General features: G+C 27.9%; 14 protein-coding genes. 5 read left to right on the top strand and 9 right to left on the bottom strand.

The genetic code is table 11. The features are described 5' to 3' along the window. Window positions 1-12: 12 nt before the first annotated feature. The 5 genes from trmD to Q0714_RS07700 all read left to right on the top strand — a co-directional run bounded on the left by trmD (window position 13) and on the right by Q0714_RS07700 (window position 5,722). Window positions 13-690 carry a tRNA (guanosine(37)-N1)-methyltransferase TrmD gene (gene trmD / locus Q0714_RS07720; protein ID WP_298263988.1) on the top strand — a complete coding sequence of 226 codons (678 nt, stop codon included), beginning with the start codon at window positions 13-15 and terminating at the stop codon, window positions 688-690. An 89-nt stretch (window positions 691-779) separates the two neighbouring features. Continuing rightward, complete coding sequence (gene rplS / locus Q0714_RS07715) at window positions 780-1,130, top strand: 50S ribosomal protein L19 (RefSeq protein WP_298263987.1); 351 nt, start codon at window positions 780-782, stop codon at window positions 1,128-1,130. Between the two features lie 779 nt (window positions 1,131-1,909). Continuing rightward, window positions 1,910-4,138, top strand: coding sequence for an NADP-dependent isocitrate dehydrogenase (locus Q0714_RS07710; protein ID WP_298264222.1), 2,229 nt, complete (start codon window positions 1,910-1,912; stop codon window positions 4,136-4,138). A gap of 304 nt (window positions 4,139-4,442) precedes the next feature. Beyond that, on the top strand, window positions 4,443-4,667 hold the full coding sequence (locus Q0714_RS07705; RefSeq protein ID WP_298263986.1) for a DUF6095 family protein: 225 nt from the start codon (window positions 4,443-4,445) through the stop codon (window positions 4,665-4,667). 2 nt (window positions 4,668-4,669) lie between these two features. Continuing rightward, window positions 4,670-5,722: a D-alanine--D-alanine ligase gene (locus tag Q0714_RS07700; RefSeq protein WP_298263985.1), complete on the top strand. Its 1,053-nt coding sequence runs from the start codon at window positions 4,670-4,672 to the stop codon at window positions 5,720-5,722. On the opposite strand, the gene Q0714_RS07695 is transcribed toward Q0714_RS07700, so the two are convergent. The 9 genes from Q0714_RS07695 to Q0714_RS07655 all read right to left on the bottom strand — a co-directional run bounded on the left by Q0714_RS07695 (window position 5,719) and on the right by Q0714_RS07655 (window position 15,293). Then, on the bottom strand, window positions 5,719-6,210 hold the full coding sequence (locus tag Q0714_RS07695; protein ID WP_298263983.1) for a DinB family protein: 492 nt from the start codon (window positions 6,208-6,210) through the stop codon (window positions 5,719-5,721). The genes Q0714_RS07700 and Q0714_RS07695 overlap by 4 nt on opposite strands. A 40-nt stretch (window positions 6,211-6,250) precedes the next feature. Further along, window positions 6,251-6,865 carry a LysE family transporter gene (locus Q0714_RS07690; protein ID WP_298263982.1) on the bottom strand — a complete coding sequence of 205 codons (615 nt, stop codon included), beginning with the start codon at window positions 6,863-6,865 and terminating at the stop codon, window positions 6,251-6,253. Window positions 6,866-7,064: 199 nt separating this feature from the next. Then, the gene (locus Q0714_RS07685) at window positions 7,065-8,516 is read right to left on the bottom strand and encodes a lipopolysaccharide biosynthesis protein (protein ID WP_298263980.1); all 1,452 of its coding nucleotides are present in this window, start codon (window positions 8,514-8,516) and stop codon (window positions 7,065-7,067) included. Beyond that, a complete protein-coding gene (wecB, locus tag Q0714_RS07680; protein ID WP_298263978.1) occupies window positions 8,516-9,595 on the bottom strand; it encodes a non-hydrolyzing UDP-N-acetylglucosamine 2-epimerase in 1,080 nt (359 codons plus the stop codon). The genes Q0714_RS07685 and wecB overlap by 1 nt, the downstream gene beginning before the upstream one ends. Beyond that, window positions 9,592-10,875: a glycosyltransferase family 4 protein gene (locus Q0714_RS07675; protein WP_298263977.1), complete on the bottom strand. Its 1,284-nt coding sequence runs from the start codon at window positions 10,873-10,875 to the stop codon at window positions 9,592-9,594. Before Q0714_RS07675 ends, wecB begins: the two co-directional genes overlap by 4 nt. Next, window positions 10,872-12,062, bottom strand: a complete 1,191-nt coding sequence (locus tag Q0714_RS07670) for a glycosyltransferase family 4 protein (protein WP_298263976.1) — start codon at window positions 12,060-12,062, stop codon at window positions 10,872-10,874. The genes Q0714_RS07675 and Q0714_RS07670 overlap by 4 nt, the downstream gene beginning before the upstream one ends. Window positions 12,063-12,064: 2 nt before the next feature. Next, a complete protein-coding gene (locus Q0714_RS07665) occupies window positions 12,065-12,583 on the bottom strand; it encodes a methyltransferase (RefSeq protein WP_298263975.1) in 519 nt (172 codons plus the stop codon). Continuing rightward, entirely contained in the window at window positions 12,573-14,999 is a 2,427-nt protein-coding gene (locus Q0714_RS07660) for a YfhO family protein (protein ID WP_298263974.1), read from the bottom strand. Before Q0714_RS07660 ends, Q0714_RS07665 begins: the two co-directional genes overlap by 11 nt. Further along, a complete protein-coding gene (locus Q0714_RS07655) occupies window positions 15,000-15,293 on the bottom strand; it encodes a DUF4834 family protein (RefSeq protein WP_298263973.1) in 294 nt (97 codons plus the stop codon). Between the last annotated feature and the right edge of the window lie 51 nt (window positions 15,294-15,344).

The following is a 15,344-nucleotide window of genomic DNA, read 5'->3' as shown; positions in this document are numbered from 1 at the left end:
TATATTTGCAAAATGCGAATAGATATTATTACTGTTTCACCTGAATTGATTAAAAGTCCGTTTGAATTTTCAATAATCAAACGTGCCATTGATAAAAACTTAGTTGAAGTCCACTTTCATGATTTAAGAACTTATGCTTTAAACGAATATGGTAAAATAGATGATTATCAATTTGGCGGCGGAGCTGGTATGGTTTTAATGATTGAACCTATTGATAAATGCATTTCAAAATTAACATCAGAAAGAACATATGATGAAATCATTTATATGACTCCAGATGCGCCAACTTTAAATCAGCAAACTGCCAATACACTTTCTTTACAAGAAAATATCATTATACTTTGTGGACATTACAAAGGAGTAGATCAAAGAGTTAGAGATTTATTTATAACCAAAGAAATATCTATAGGAGATTATGTACTTAGCGGAGGAGAGTTAGGTGCTGCAGTTTTATGTGATACAATTATAAGATTAATCCCAGGAGTTTTAGGAGATGAAACTTCTGCTCTTACAGATTCTTTTCAAGACAATCTATTATCGCCTCCAGTATATACTAGACCCTCTGAATATAAAGGACTTAAAGTCCCCGATATCTTATTATCAGGCAATTTTCCTAAAATTGAAGAGTGGAGAAATGAGAAAGCATTTGAACATACAAAAAAAATTAGACCCGATTTATTGGAAGACTAATCTTTTTTACTAAATTTGCACTCTCAAAATTAACCTCTGACGATACTCGTGAATGTTGATTTATGAAAAACCATTAATTAAATTTTAAAATGGAAAGTTTAGTAAAATTTGTACAAGACGAATTTGTAGCAAAAAAAGAATTTCCTCAATTTCAAGCAGGAGATACTATTACTGTATACTACGAAATTAGAGAAGGAGAAAAAACACGTACACAGTTCTTTAGAGGTACAGTTATTCAAAGAAGAGGAACTGGAGCTTCAGAGACATTTACCATTAGAAAAATGTCTGGAACCGTTGGTGTAGAGCGTATTTTCCCTGTTAATTTACCAGCAATTCAAAAAATTGAAGTTAACAAACACGGTAGAGTACGTAGAGCTCGTATTTTCTACTTTAGAGGTTTAACTGGTAAAAAAGCTAGAATCCAAGAAAGAAGACGTTAAGATCTACTTTCTACAACAAAATTTAAGCCCAATTTTCAATTGAAAATTGGGCTTTTTCAGTTATTAACATTTGTTAATAACTACAGTTTACAACTTGTTGATATAAAACCCATTATAAATTTGGAAATTAGAATTTTACCTATTTATTTTACAAAAGAATTAACGGAGAAATGTTAATTTACATTGTTGAAATGCAAATTTTAATACTGTAAAACATTTTAAAGTAATATTCTTAATGTTCTTGAACATCGTTTTTAAAACCAACTTTAAAAGAGTAATGTGCCCAAGTATTTAGCATGAATAGATGGAAACATGGTTTTAAAAGCATTTTTAAAATAGTGTTTTAAAGCGAGTAATTTTTAGAAATTACAACAAAGCTTTAGACTTGTTTTAAACGAAATACTTAAGCTAATAAGAAGTTGTTTCGTAAGAAAGCAACAAGCTATTGAAAGACTTTAAAATTGTGTGATTCTTTAACAAGAAAAACAACAAATCAGTTTTAACAAGTTAACTTTAGACTTATTAAGTTAAATGTTTCAGCAAAAGGCCATAATAATGAGAAATCAATATTATGGCTTTTGTTTTTATCAATTATAATTCCCATAATTTTCTATATTTATTTTTATCAAAAAACTAAAAAAATACCATATTTATAACGTTTTCGATAGGTGTTTTTATATCTATATTTACTACATTTGCACTACTTCAAATTAAAAATAATTAGTACAGTTATAAATTGAATTTAAATTCAATTTATAAACTTAAAATATTAAAAAATGATGAGTAAAACCGCAAAAATTATTTACACAAAAACTGATGAAGCTCCTGCTCTAGCTACCTATTCATTTTTACCTATAGTTGAAGCTTTTACAAAAACTTCTGACATTGCAATAGAGGTAAAAGATATTTCTTTAGCACATCGAATTTTAGCTTTATTTCCTGAATATTTAAACCCTGAACAACAAGTTTCTGACGCATTAACTGAATTGGGAGAATTGGCAAAAAAACCAGAAGCAAATATTATTAAATTACCCAACATTTCTGCTTCAGTTCCACAACTAAAAGCCGCTATAAAAGAGTTGCAAAATTTAGGATATAACATTCCTAATTATCCTGAAGAAGTAAGTACAGATAAAGAAAAAGAAATTCAACAAAAATATAACAAAGTAAAAGGGTCTGCTGTAAACCCTGTGTTAAGAGAAGGAAATTCAGATCGTAGAGCTCCAAAAGCTGTTAAAAATTATGCGAAAAAGAACCCACACTCTATGGGTTCTTGGTCTCCAAACTCTAAAACTCATGTAGCTTCAATGAATGGTGGTGATTTTTACTCCAATGAAAAATCTGTGACCATTTCAAAAGCTGGGGATGTAAAAATAGTTTTTAAAGATAATAACGGAAACACTACTGTTTTAAAACAAAAAACTTCATTGTTAGAAGGAGAAATAATTGATGCAACAGTAATGAACAAAAAAGCATTAATTAATTTTCTTGAAGCTCAAATTAAAGATGCTAAAGAGAAAAATATCTTATTTTCTCTACACATGAAAGCTACTATGATGAAGGTTTCTGATCCAATTATTTTTGGACATGCAGTAAAAGTATTTTTTAAAGAAGTGTTTAATAAACATCATGAGGTACTAGAAAAAATTGGTGTTGAAGAAAACAACGGCTTTGGAGATTTAATCTCTAAAATAAAAACACTTCCTGAGGATCTAAAAACTGAAATTGAAACAGATATAAAGACTTGTTTTAAAAATGGTCCTTCACTTGCAATGGTAAATTCTGACAAAGGAATTACTAACCTACATGTGCCAAGTGATGTGATAATTGATGCTTCAATGCCTGCAATGATACGTACTTCTGGTCAAATGTGGAACGCCGAAGGAAAACTTCAAGATACTAAAGCTGTTATACCTGATAGTAGCTATGCAAGTATCTACCAAGCAACTATTAATTTTTGTAAAGAACATGGAGCTTTTGACCCAACCACAATGGGTACTGTACCTAATGTTGGATTAATGGCACAAAAAGCAGAAGAATATGGTTCTCACGATAAAACGTTCGAAATTACTGCTAACGGAGTAGTCCAAGTTATAGATGAATCTAACCATATTTTAATTGAACACAATGTAGAAACCGGAGATATTTGGAGAATGTGTCAGGTAAAAGATGCACCAATTCAAGACTGGATTAAATTAGCTGTTAAAAGAGCTAAGTCGAGCCAAACTCCAGCAATATTTTGGTTAGATGAAAACAGAGCACATGATGCAGAAATTATTAAAAAGATAAATTTATACCTTCCAAAACTTGATACCAAAGGTTTAGATATCCAAATTATGTCTCCTAAAAATGCTACCCTTTATACCTTAAAAAGATTAAAAGATGGTTTAGATACTATTTCAGTTACAGGAAATGTTTTACGCGACTTTTTAACTGATTTATTTCCTATTTTAGAATTGGGTACAAGTGCAAAAATGCTATCTATTGTTCCTCTTATGAATGGTGGAGGATTATTTGAAACTGGCGCTGGAGGTTCCGCTCCAAAACATGTACAACAATTTAATGAAGAAGGACATTTACGTTGGGACTCTTTAGGTGAGTTTTTAGCTCTAGCAGTATCTTTAGAACATTTAGGAGAAACTAACAACAACTCTAAAGCACTAATTTTAGCTGAAACGCTAGATGATGCAACTGATATGTTTTTAGATAATAAAAAATCTCCTTCTCGTAAAGTTGGTGAATTAGACAATAGAGGAAGTCATTATTATTTAGCTTTGTATTGGGCCGAAGCACTTTCTAAACAAAACAAAGACATCGAATTAAAAGATAAATTCACTAAAATTGCACTGGCTTTAAAAGAAAATGAACAAACAATTCTTAACGAACTTAACGGTGCTCAAGGAAAACCCGTTGACCTAGGAGGTTATTATGAACCTAATGAAGATTTGACAAAAAATGCAATGAGACCTAGCACAACATTTAACCAAATAATTAAATCTATTGATTAAGCCTTAAACAATTTAAAAATCAAAAGAGCGAAAACATATGTTTTCGCTCTTTTTTTACCAACTAATTATACTAAACCTTACAACTATTTATAATTATGACACTTTACATTAAATTAAGTCACAAAAAAACTACCTTTTTTAAAATATAACCAACATTTTATTATTTTTGGCTTTATGAGTTTTATCATGTAAATAGTGACTTAAAAAAATGTAATGAACATTATATTAACCGCATGCATTACTTGTAATTCAGGGAGTACTTTCAACATATAAAAGTGTAAAAAAACAATTGAAAAATTTACGAATGGCAACAGATAAAAAAGAACTTTTTAGAGGACTAAAATATGAATTAGCGGCTCTACCGCTATTGTTTTTGGCACCTATACTAATTACCATTGGTTATAAAGCTATAAAACAACAAAATAACTATTTATGGTTAATTATTGGTATTCTTTTAGCAATTTTAGCTGTTGTCTTAGGCTTTTTGGGTATCCAAATTATTTTAAATGCACTTTTTAACAAAAAATAAAAGTGAATACAACGTTACATAAAATTACTAAATGGGAATATTGGCCATCCTATATGTTTTACATTCCGATTCTACCTTATGCTTTTTATTTGGCTTTAAAAGCAAAAAGTTTTGGTTTTTTTTCTGCTGTAAATCCATCAATTGAAGGAGCTGGTAATGGTTTAGAATCAAAATTTAAAACTCTTCAATTAATTCCAAAAAAATATTGTCCTAAAACAATTTACATAGCTAAAGGTGAAAGTTTTGATGCTGTTTCTTTAAAAATAAATGAACAACAACTTACATTCCCTTTAATAATTAAACCAGATATTGGTTTTAGAGGATTGCTAGTAAAAAAACTCAATTCTGAAATTGAACTTATAAAATATGTAAACAAATACAACTCTATAAATTTATTACTTCAAGAGTACATTAATTTACCTAATGAATGTGGTATTTTTTTCTATAGATTTCCAAACCAACAAAAAGGAAAAATATCTTCTATCACATTAAAAAAATATTTAACTATAATTGGAGATGGTATTAACAATTTGAGTCAATTAATTAGCCTAGATTCTAGGGCTCGAATTTATTCAAAATTGATTTCTGAAATTAACAAAGAAAGACTTTCATATATTCCAAAAAACAATGAGGCATTAATTTTGAATATCATTGGAAATCATTCAAAAGGAACTCAATTTATAAATGGTAACCATTTAATTAATGAAAAGTTAACTACATTTTTAAATACTTTAAACACCCAAATAGATGGTTGGAATTATGGAAGAATTGATGTAAAATATACAACTTTTGAAGAATTAGTAGAAGGTAAAAATTTTAAAGTTTTAGAACTTAACGGTATTATATCTGAGCCTACTCATATTTATGATGCTTCCAAAGGAACCTACTTAAAAGCTCTAAAATCTATAAAAAACCATTGGAAAATTTTATATCAAATCAGTCTTCAAAATAAAAAAACAGGGAACGGAGAGTTTACTAACTTAAGCTATTTTATAAACTTATATTTTAGGTATAAAAAATATTTAAAACAAATTAAAAAACTTAACAATTCTTAATTTACCTTGGATTTAGGTGTTGTTGGATTAAATCCAAAATCTTCATCAGGCAATTCAATTCCTAATTGTGAAATTACATAGCCAACACTGGCAAAATGATGAATTGCATGACTGTGTGCTTGTATTAATATGGCACTTAAGGTATAATTGGTAGCTATAACTCCAAGACCTAAATCATCAGTTACAGAAACCATTGAATTAAAATCTACCTCTTTTAATTTATGAAGTTTTTTTATAGTTGAATTAAAATAATCAACTCCATGTTTGGTATAATTTTCAGCTAATGGATTTCTTTTTCGTTGAATTAAATTGATGTTTTTAGATTCAATTCCTTCAAATATACAATCAAAAACATCCAATATATGACGCATATGACCACCAATGCTTGAATGATATGGAGCAATTGACGTATTACTATATTCTTCATCAGAAATACACGTTAAAAGATTAAGACCTCTACGTAAATTGTGCTCTATAGCTTCAATCATATTTTAAATAATATTAATTTTTGTAAATATAAAAATATTTTTAGCGAAGTAACTTAAACAATGTTAAAATTCCTAAAATCAAAAATAAAATACTTAATATTAAATTAATATTTCTAGCTATAAATGCTATTTTATTATTAATTACATCCGCCAAAATAATATAGGTGTAAAACAATAAATAAGAGCCTAAAGCTGACCCAAAAACAAATAATATGATAAATGGTTGCTCAATTATTATTTTATTAATTGATGCTAAATAAATACTTATTCCTAAATAAAATGGCACAGCCAACATATTAACAACTGACATAGCAATACCTTTTAAAAAATAATTTCTAGCACCTTTGGTCGTTTTCGCATTCAATACCTTTCGAGATAGTATAAAAAAAAGGACAGAAAGTATAAAAAAAACAAAAACTCCAATAACTTTTAATACTTCAATTATTTTAGGGTTTTTCACAAAATAATCAGCAAAAAACAATGCAATTCCAGCTTGAAAAAATACTACTAAAGAAGCTCCTAAAGCAAATTTGATACTTTCTTTTTTATTTGTAGATAAGCTTATTTTCAAGGCCGTCATATTTAACATTCCTGGTGAAATTAAACCAATATAAGCCATTAAAACCCCATAAAATACATGTAAAAAATAATCCATCTTTTTAAATATAATTTTGCGAATATATTAATTTATAATGAGTCTTTCCTGTGACTTTTATTACAATCTTATATGAAAGATTAGCTTAAATTTGTATTAGAAATTAATTCTTATAACAATACTGCTGAAAGTTAAGATTTTTCTTAATTTTAATAATTAAAACCATCAAACTTAAATTCTGATGGTTTTTTATTTTTTATTAAAAATATGTTTTAAAAAGCATATTGATATCTTCTGAAATGTTCATCTTTTTAATTAAAAAAACATACAAAATAGTAATTAATATTACTTTTAAAAATATATTTAAAAGTGGGTGAAAAGAGAAATTCCAAAAATAAAAAAGTATAAAAATACAACTTATTAAACAAAGTAACTTCACTGTTTGTAAACTAAATGGTTTAATGTTAAACTTTAAATTAATGTAGCCTATTTTTATTATTGTATATAACACTACCACAATTAAACTTGAAAGTGCAGCACCTTTTATACCAATTAATTGAATTAGCCAGTTATTTAAAACAACAACAGTAATAGCCATTGCTAGTGACAAATAAAAAAATATTTTGTAATATTTAGAATTTACTAAAATTGCATTTCCCGTTCCAAAGGCTAATTCCATTAATTTAGCTAAAGAAATTATTAATACAATAGAGATACCCTTTGTAAACTCAGGTTTATTAATAAGTAAATATAAATCTTCTACATTTAAATTAATTAACAAAAAAAGTAACCCTCCTATTACCAATAAATTTATGGAGGTTTGTTTATACAATTTACCTACTTCAAACAGCTTATTTTCATTCATCTTTTTAGCAATAATTGAAGTGGTGATTTGCTGCATAGCTCGTGTAGGAATTGCTATTACACTTGCAATATATATACCCACAGAATAATAAGCTACTTCGGCAATTTGTTCCAGTTTTGGAATCATGAATTTATCTATTTCCAACAATATCCCAGCTGCAGAACCAGCAACAACTATATACAATGAAAATGATAAAATTTCTTTAATATTTGAAGGTATTTTAAATATTATTTGAGGCTTATAAACAATATATGCATATAATTTCATTAGTAAAGTTCTTACAGCATATACTACTACTATTGCATAAATAAATTGCTCGTTTGTAATCCATTCAAAATATACTGCAAACAATAAAAATGTAGTGCAAATACGTACAAATATCTCTTTAATAAAATTTCCAAAAACAGAATTGAATTGAACTTTGGTCCAAGCATAAAAAACTTCAAAATACCCCATTAAAATAGCAACAATAAATATTAAATAGGTGTATTTTTTTATTAGTATATTTTCTGATGATAACCAATTTGCAATAGTTTCATATAAATAAGTTCCAATCAAACCTACTGGAATTATTACTAACAACGGAATAAGTAGTGTTGAAATTAAAAAACCATCTTTTTCTTTTTGAGTTTTATAGGATGAATAGTATTTAATAACGGTATGCTGCATTCCAAAAACCAATAAAGGAAGTAATATGTTTGCAGCAGAAAGCAAAAAAGTGATTAAGCCAAAATAATCTTCATGTAAAAAATGGGTAAACAAAAACAATACATTTACTCCACCAATAGCAAAACCTAAAAATAGAATTATTGTATTAATAAATGATTGTTTTAAAACAATTCCCATTATATAATATTTAAAATTTCTTGATAAATGCTTTCACCTACATTTGTTCCATATAAATCTAAATTAAAATGAGCTGTTGACTTTTGAAAATTTTTGAAAGCATCTTCCATTTTTTGAGGGTTATTCCCAACAATTACAGCAAATTTATTTTCTACAAGCTCAATCCACTCAGTTTCATAACGAGCAATAATACAATGCTTTTTATTAAAATAGGCTTCTTTTTGAAGTCCCCCACTATCAGTAATAACTAAATTACAATTTTTTAATAACTCTAACATATCAAAATACCCCACAGGTTCAATTATTTTAATATCAAATACTAACTTATTTTCTTCTAAAATAGCTTTTGTTCTAGGGTGTAATGGTAATACAACTTGTTTTATTTTGCTAATTTTTTCTAGCCCTTTAAAAATAGCTTTTAAACTTTCCAAATCATCTGTATTTTCTTGGCGATGAATTGTAGCTAAAACAAAGTTATTTGGTGTTAGATTTAAATTGGAAATTATCGTTGATTTTTCTTTCGAAAATTTACTATAATACTCAACAGCATCTTTCATTATATCTCCACTTTTCACAATTTTTGAAGGCATATTTGAAAAACCTTCGTTTACTAAATTACTTACTGCGGTTTCAGTTGGACATACTAATAAATCAGAAATTCTATCGGTTAAAATACGGTTTATTTCTTCAGGCATAGTCATATTAAAAGATCGTAAACCTGCTTCAATATGAACAACTTTAATGTGTAGTTTTTTGGCAGACAATGCCCCAGCTAAAGTTGAATTTGTATCCCCATAAACCACTACTATATCTGGTTTTTCGAACTCTAAAACCTCTTCAATTTTTATTAACATTTGACCGGTCATAGCACCATGACTTAAACCATTAATTGCCAAATTATAGGCTGGTTTAGGAATTTCCATTTCTTCAAAAAAAATGTCGCTCATATTTACATCATAATGTTGCCCTGTATGAACAATAATTTCTTCAAGTTCTTTGTGGTTTGAAATCACTCTACTCAATACAGCAGCTTTTACAAATTGAGGACGCGCACCTAAAATGGTTACAATTTTTTTCATTCTGTAATTTGTTCTATTAGTTCTGATACTTTTTTTGTGAGTTCTCGTCTATGAAATTGTTCAATATTTTTTGAATGTATTTTTAAACTTCCTTTTTTAAATTCTTTATATAATTTTAAAAGTTGATTTTTTAATCCTATTTCATCTTCAAAATCAACTACAAAACCTGCTTGGGTGCTTTTTAAAATTTCAGCTAAATCTCCATCCAATGGAGCAACAGCTAAAACAGGTCTTTTGGCATTTAAATATTCAAAAATTTTACCTGTTAAAATGCCTTTTGCACTAGGTACATTATTTACTAATAACAATAATACTTGGGCTTTTTTTTGAAATTGAACTACCTCATTATGGGTAATATAATTAATTATATTTACTTTTTTGGTGAGCCCAAATTCTAATATTTTTTGTGTTACAGAAATATCAACTTTTCCAATTAATTTAACTTCTAAATCTTTTTTAAATTGTACATTCTCCCTACATATCTCGGATAAAACTTTCCACAATGTTTTTGAATTTCTATCAGCATTTAATAAACCTACATGAGTAATACTAAATTTTGAATCTAATTGAACTTCGTTATTTTTATTGGTAAATTCATCATCAAATCCATTAGTAATAACACTTATATTTTTAATAAACTTCCTATAATTATCTTTCATTGTATTACCAACAACCATCACATTATCGGCAGTTTTTAAAACTTCTTCTTCCAACTTATGATGTTTTTTTAGTATTCGATTTGAAAATGGTAATTGATGAAAATAGTCTATTTCTGTCCAAGGATCTCTAAAATCTGCAATCCACTTAACTTTTAATTGTTGCTTTAATTTTAGTCCAATTAAATGCAAACTATGCGGAGGACCTGTAGTAATTATAACTTCAACTTTATTTTTTGAAAGGTATTTTTTTAGATATTTTACAGATGGATTGACCCAAAATACTCTAGCATCAGGAACAAAAAAATTGGCTCTAATATATTGTATTATTTTACCAATAAAAGAAGGATTAGGATTTAAAAATCCAGAACTCTCCGTTTTCTTTTTGCCAAAATAAGAAAGAAAATTATTAGGTTCCCAAATCGGTTTTCTTAAAATTTCAATATCTTTTGGTATTTCGTTTATTAGTGTATCATCAATAATTGGGTAGTTTGGATTGGCTATTGTATATACTATAGGTTCAATGTTAAAATCTCGAAAATATTTTACAAACTTTAACCAGCGTTGTACGCCAGACCCACCTGCTGGCGGCCAATAATATGTTATAATTAAGACTTTTTTCATAGATTTAAATTAGCATATAACTCAATTAAATCTTTCGAAGTTTTCTCCCAATAGAATTCATTTTCGATAAAAGATTTTCCATTTTCTCCCAATTTAGATTGCAAAACTTTGACATGATATAATTCCAATACTTTTTCTGTGAAATCTACAATATCTTCTGCTTTATGTACTAATCCAGATGCTGCTTTTTCAACTATATTTTTTTGTGCCGTAGCATCACTAACCAATAACGGTTTCCCAAAACTCATATATTGAAAAAGTTTATTAGCATAAGTAGTATCATGGTGTAAATTTCGATGCAAAGGAGATATACAAATTGAACTAGCTTTAATGTAAGAAGGAAACAAATTTTCATTTTTCCACCCTTCAAAATCTACATAATCTTGAATTTCTAAATCTGCTACTTGTTGTTTTAAAAACACATCCGAAGAATTACTTCCAACGATTACCAATTTAATATTTGGAATTTTCTCTTTTAAAACATCCATACTTTCAATAGCAGTAGATAATCCTCTTCTTAAACCGGTATCACCAACATACAATAACGTAAATTGTGTGCTATATTTTTCAATAATTTCTTGATTAAAAGTTGCATTGTTTACATACGATTGATGAACCGTATTTGGTACAACTACTATTTTATTTGAATGAACCCCAACTCTATTTATAATTTCCTGTTTTGATTCTTCAGTAACAACCACAACTTTAGTTGCCTTTTTTATAAACTCTTCTTCTTTTTGTTTCCACTTTTTTATTGCAATTAAATATCTCCCAGGAAATTTTTGTAAATGAGGATAAAACTTCATTATTTCAGGCCTATTTTCATGTAAATCTAATATGGTTTTTAAACCTGTTTTTTTTATTGCTTTAAAAGCTGCTTTCGCAATTTGAATATCGTGTATGTGAACAATATCTATTTTATTTGAAATTAAAAAATGACGAATTTTATTAGACATTAATTTAGAATATACAGGGATGGTATAAGCTAAAGCTGAAGATTTATAAATAAACTTATTTGAAATATATCTTTTTACTTGAATTCCTTTTATTAGTTCTTCTCCTTTTTCATTTGCATATTTTAAACAAAACAAAAAAACTTCATGACCGTTTTCAATTAATGAAACAGCTTCATTCTCCACCCTAGGATCAGGTGGATAGGTTTTGTCTAAAATCATTCCTATACGCATCGTTACTTTTTTTCTGCATACACAGCGTAATAACGTGGTGTAAATTTTCTTAAAATTGGTCGTATTCCTATTTTGTTAATAGGACTTGTCCATTTTTGCCTTTGATAAATAACCCAACCTGTTTTTTCCAATAACCAATCAAACTGCCAGTCTTCAAACTCATGATAATGTCTATCTCTCATATCGGTTGAACTTTTATATGCCTTTGCAAACCATAAATTGAGCGGTATTGTTGCGATAATTTTTTTAGTTTCAATTGATTTTAACACCTCATAAGGAGACAGCAAGTGCTCAAAAATTTCAAAAGCAGTAACAGCATCTACCTTGTATTTTTTTACAATTTCTGGTACTTCATCTAAATCTTCGCCTAATGTATTAAATACGGTATATCCATTTTTTTCCATAATCTCAGAAAAAGGATTTCGTACACCTAAATCTAAAATTGTTGCAGGTGCTGGTAATACACTTTGTAAAAAATCAAGCGTATATTTATAACGTTTTACAGGTAATTTATGATACATCTTTTTTTCGTTTTTGAACAAAAAACCATCCAACAGGAATTAATAAAAGTAAAGCATATGATACTAATGAGATGCTTGTTCCTTTTTTAATTACAGACGGCTCAAATTTAAAAGTAATGGTGTGTTTTCCTTTAGGAATTTCCATACCACGTAGCACATAATTTACTCTATAATAAGGTTGCAATTTAGTATTAATATAGGCGTTCCATCCCTCTTTATAATAAATTTCTGAAAACACAGCAAACTGGTTTTTAGTTGATGAAACTTGATAAATTAACTCATTTGCTTTGTATGAAATTAATTTAATAGTTGCCAAAGAATCTATCTCATAATTGGTTTTGAAACTATTTGGAATACGATTTTTAGTAAGTACAGCCTCATTTTTCGTTTTTAAACTATCTAAGACCATCATTTCTTCATTGACATTTTCAACAACTTTTATAGTATTTACAAACCAAGCGTTTCCATTTGCTTGAATATTTTGCTGAACTGTTGCTCGCTGACTACCATCTTCAAAAATAAAATATTTGGTATTCAACATATTTAATACTTCAATATTGTTTTTAGCAATTTGAAAATCAAACAGTTCTTGATAAATACCCAATTTAGCAGCATGATAACCTCCTATAGATTTATGAAAATAGGATGTACTTCCATCGTTCATTGGATCAACCATAAAGTTAGCCACTCGGTAATAGCTTGTGTCTTTTAAAATTTCTTTATCAATTTCAGAAGCTACAAATGGCTTTTCAATTATACTTGCTGCTTCAAAATCATCGTTATTAACATAGCGTCTATCTACAGTTATTAAATCAAACAAAATCAAAACTGTTAAAGTAATTATTGTTGTATTTAATTTTAATTTATTTTTTAAATATAACCACAATATTCCAGCTGATAATGTAACTAAAATTAAGGTTCTCAAGCTGTCTGAAAAGAAAACTGCTTTTCTATCTGCCATAATTGCATCCAATAAACCAGGTAACATTTGATCGTAACTAGCATCTCTTAACCCTTCAAAAGCAAATAAACTTGAACCAAATAAAGTGAAAATTAAAGCAAAACCTCCTGCTATATAAAATGCTTTTTTTAATGCATTCAATTTATTTTCCGAAGAAATAGTATTGGAAAACCATTCCTTTAAAGCTAAAATTCCTAATAATGGAATTGCTAATTCTGTTATAACTTGTATAGAAGAAACTGCTCTAAACTTATTGTATAAAGGAATATAATCAATAAAAAAGTTAGTCAATATCTCAAAATTCTTTCCCCAACTAAGTAAAATTGAAAAAATTACCACTCCAACTAACCATTTTTTCAATTTCCCTTTCACTAAGAAAATTCCTAGTACAAATAAAAATATTAAAATAGCCCCAATGTATGCAGGTGCTTCTACTATGGGTTGTTGCCCCCAATACATAGGTGCAAACTCAGAAAATTGTTTTGCTTGCCGTGGATCAGTTTTATCTTTTAAAAATTCATAAATATTAGATTCTAAACCTACATTTTCATAATTGCCTCCACCCATAAAACGCGGAATGAATAAATTAAAGGTTTCGGAAATCCCATAACTATACTGTGTTATATATTCTTTAGAAAGTCCATTAACAGCTTCTTTTGTAGATCCATCTAGATTTATAGTTAATTCACTTTTACCTCGAGTACTATATTTAGCATATTCTTTTGTAGCTAATAAACTAGATGCATTAACTCCAACCGCAATGGTTACAGCAACAACTAAAATTCCAATACCTTTAAAATAGGTTGCTAAATCTTTTTCTTTAAAAGCATCAATTAAGTAAATTATTCCTAAAATAAGAACTGTAAATAATAAGTAATATGTCATTTGCGGATGACTTGCATTAATTTCTAATGCCATTGCAATGGCAGTTAATACAAAGCCCCACAAATATTTTTTTTGCAGCACCATTAAAATACCTGCTAAAACCAATGGCATATAAGCTATGGCATGTGCTTTTGCATTATGACCTACTCCTAAAATAATAATATAATACGTTGAAAAACCAAAGGCTAGTGCACCTAATATTGATAATTTCCAATCAACTTTTAAAACTGTGAGTAAAATGAAAAAACTTAAAAAATAAAGAAATAAATAATCCGCAGGTCTAGGTAAAAATCGCAATAAACTATCTAATTGTTTGATATAATTATTGGGGTATTTTGCACTTAAACTATAGGTTGGCATTCCACCAAATGCTGCATTTGTCCAATAAGGTTCTGTTTTATTTTCGGCTCTAAAGTCGTTTACTTCTTTAGCCATTCCAATAAAGTGCTTTATATCATTTTGAAAAATTTTCTTTCCCTCTAAAACAGGAGAGAAATAAGCTACAGAAACAACCGTAAAAATTACGAATGCTATTAGGTATGGAACAGTTTTTTTAATAGAAAAATTCATTTATTTATCATCTTTTACTTCTTCATAATCTACATAATCACCTACATTTTTGTTACTTTCTTTTGGTTCGGCTGGTTTTTTTGCAATTATAGTTTCACCTACTTTACCTTCATACGTATTTTGCTGTTGTTGTTCTTGTTGTTCTGTATATTTTTTTTGAACATTATCAACCATTTTTTTTAAAAATAAAGGCAAAATATACTTACTAATAAACTTCAACACATAATATACAATTATAATAATTGCTATAGTTCTTAACAATCCCATTTCATTCAAGTATTTTATAATTTTCAAAAATAACAATTTGAAAAGAACTAAAACGTTTAATTATATAAAATCTTATAT

This window comes from uncultured Lutibacter sp. (genome assembly GCF_947493565.1).
Classification (GTDB): Bacteria; Bacteroidota; Bacteroidia; order Flavobacteriales; family Flavobacteriaceae; genus Lutibacter; species Lutibacter aestuarii.
The sequence above is the reverse complement of the archived record's forward strand: the minus strand, read 5'-3'. Positions and strand labels throughout refer to the sequence as shown.

Coding starts and splice junctions, on each gene's coding strand:
- Q0714_RS07710 (WP_298264222.1), top strand. CDS start 1,910: ATGAGTAAAACCGCAAAAATTATTTACACAAAAACTGATGAAGCTCCT.
- Q0714_RS07675 (WP_298263977.1), bottom strand. CDS start 10,875: ATGAAAAAAGTCTTAATTATAACATATTATTGGCCGCCAGCAGGTGGG.
- Q0714_RS07705 (WP_298263986.1), top strand. CDS start 4,443: ATGGCAACAGATAAAAAAGAACTTTTTAGAGGACTAAAATATGAATTA.
- rplS (WP_298263987.1), top strand. CDS start 780: ATGGAAAGTTTAGTAAAATTTGTACAAGACGAATTTGTAGCAAAAAAA.
- Q0714_RS07690 (WP_298263982.1), bottom strand. CDS start 6,865: ATGGATTATTTTTTACATGTATTTTATGGGGTTTTAATGGCTTATATT.
- Q0714_RS07685 (WP_298263980.1), bottom strand. CDS start 8,516: ATGGGAATTGTTTTAAAACAATCATTTATTAATACAATAATTCTATTT.
- wecB (WP_298263978.1), bottom strand. CDS start 9,595: ATGAAAAAAATTGTAACCATTTTAGGTGCGCGTCCTCAATTTGTAAAA.
- Q0714_RS07670 (WP_298263976.1), bottom strand. CDS start 12,062: ATGCGTATAGGAATGATTTTAGACAAAACCTATCCACCTGATCCTAGG.
- Q0714_RS07695 (WP_298263983.1), bottom strand. CDS start 6,210: ATGATTGAAGCTATAGAGCACAATTTACGTAGAGGTCTTAATCTTTTA.
- Q0714_RS07660 (WP_298263974.1), bottom strand. CDS start 14,999: ATGAATTTTTCTATTAAAAAAACTGTTCCATACCTAATAGCATTCGTA.
- Q0714_RS07665 (WP_298263975.1), bottom strand. CDS start 12,583: ATGTATCATAAATTACCTGTAAAACGTTATAAATATACGCTTGATTTT.
- trmD (WP_298263988.1), top strand. CDS start 13: ATGCGAATAGATATTATTACTGTTTCACCTGAATTGATTAAAAGTCCG.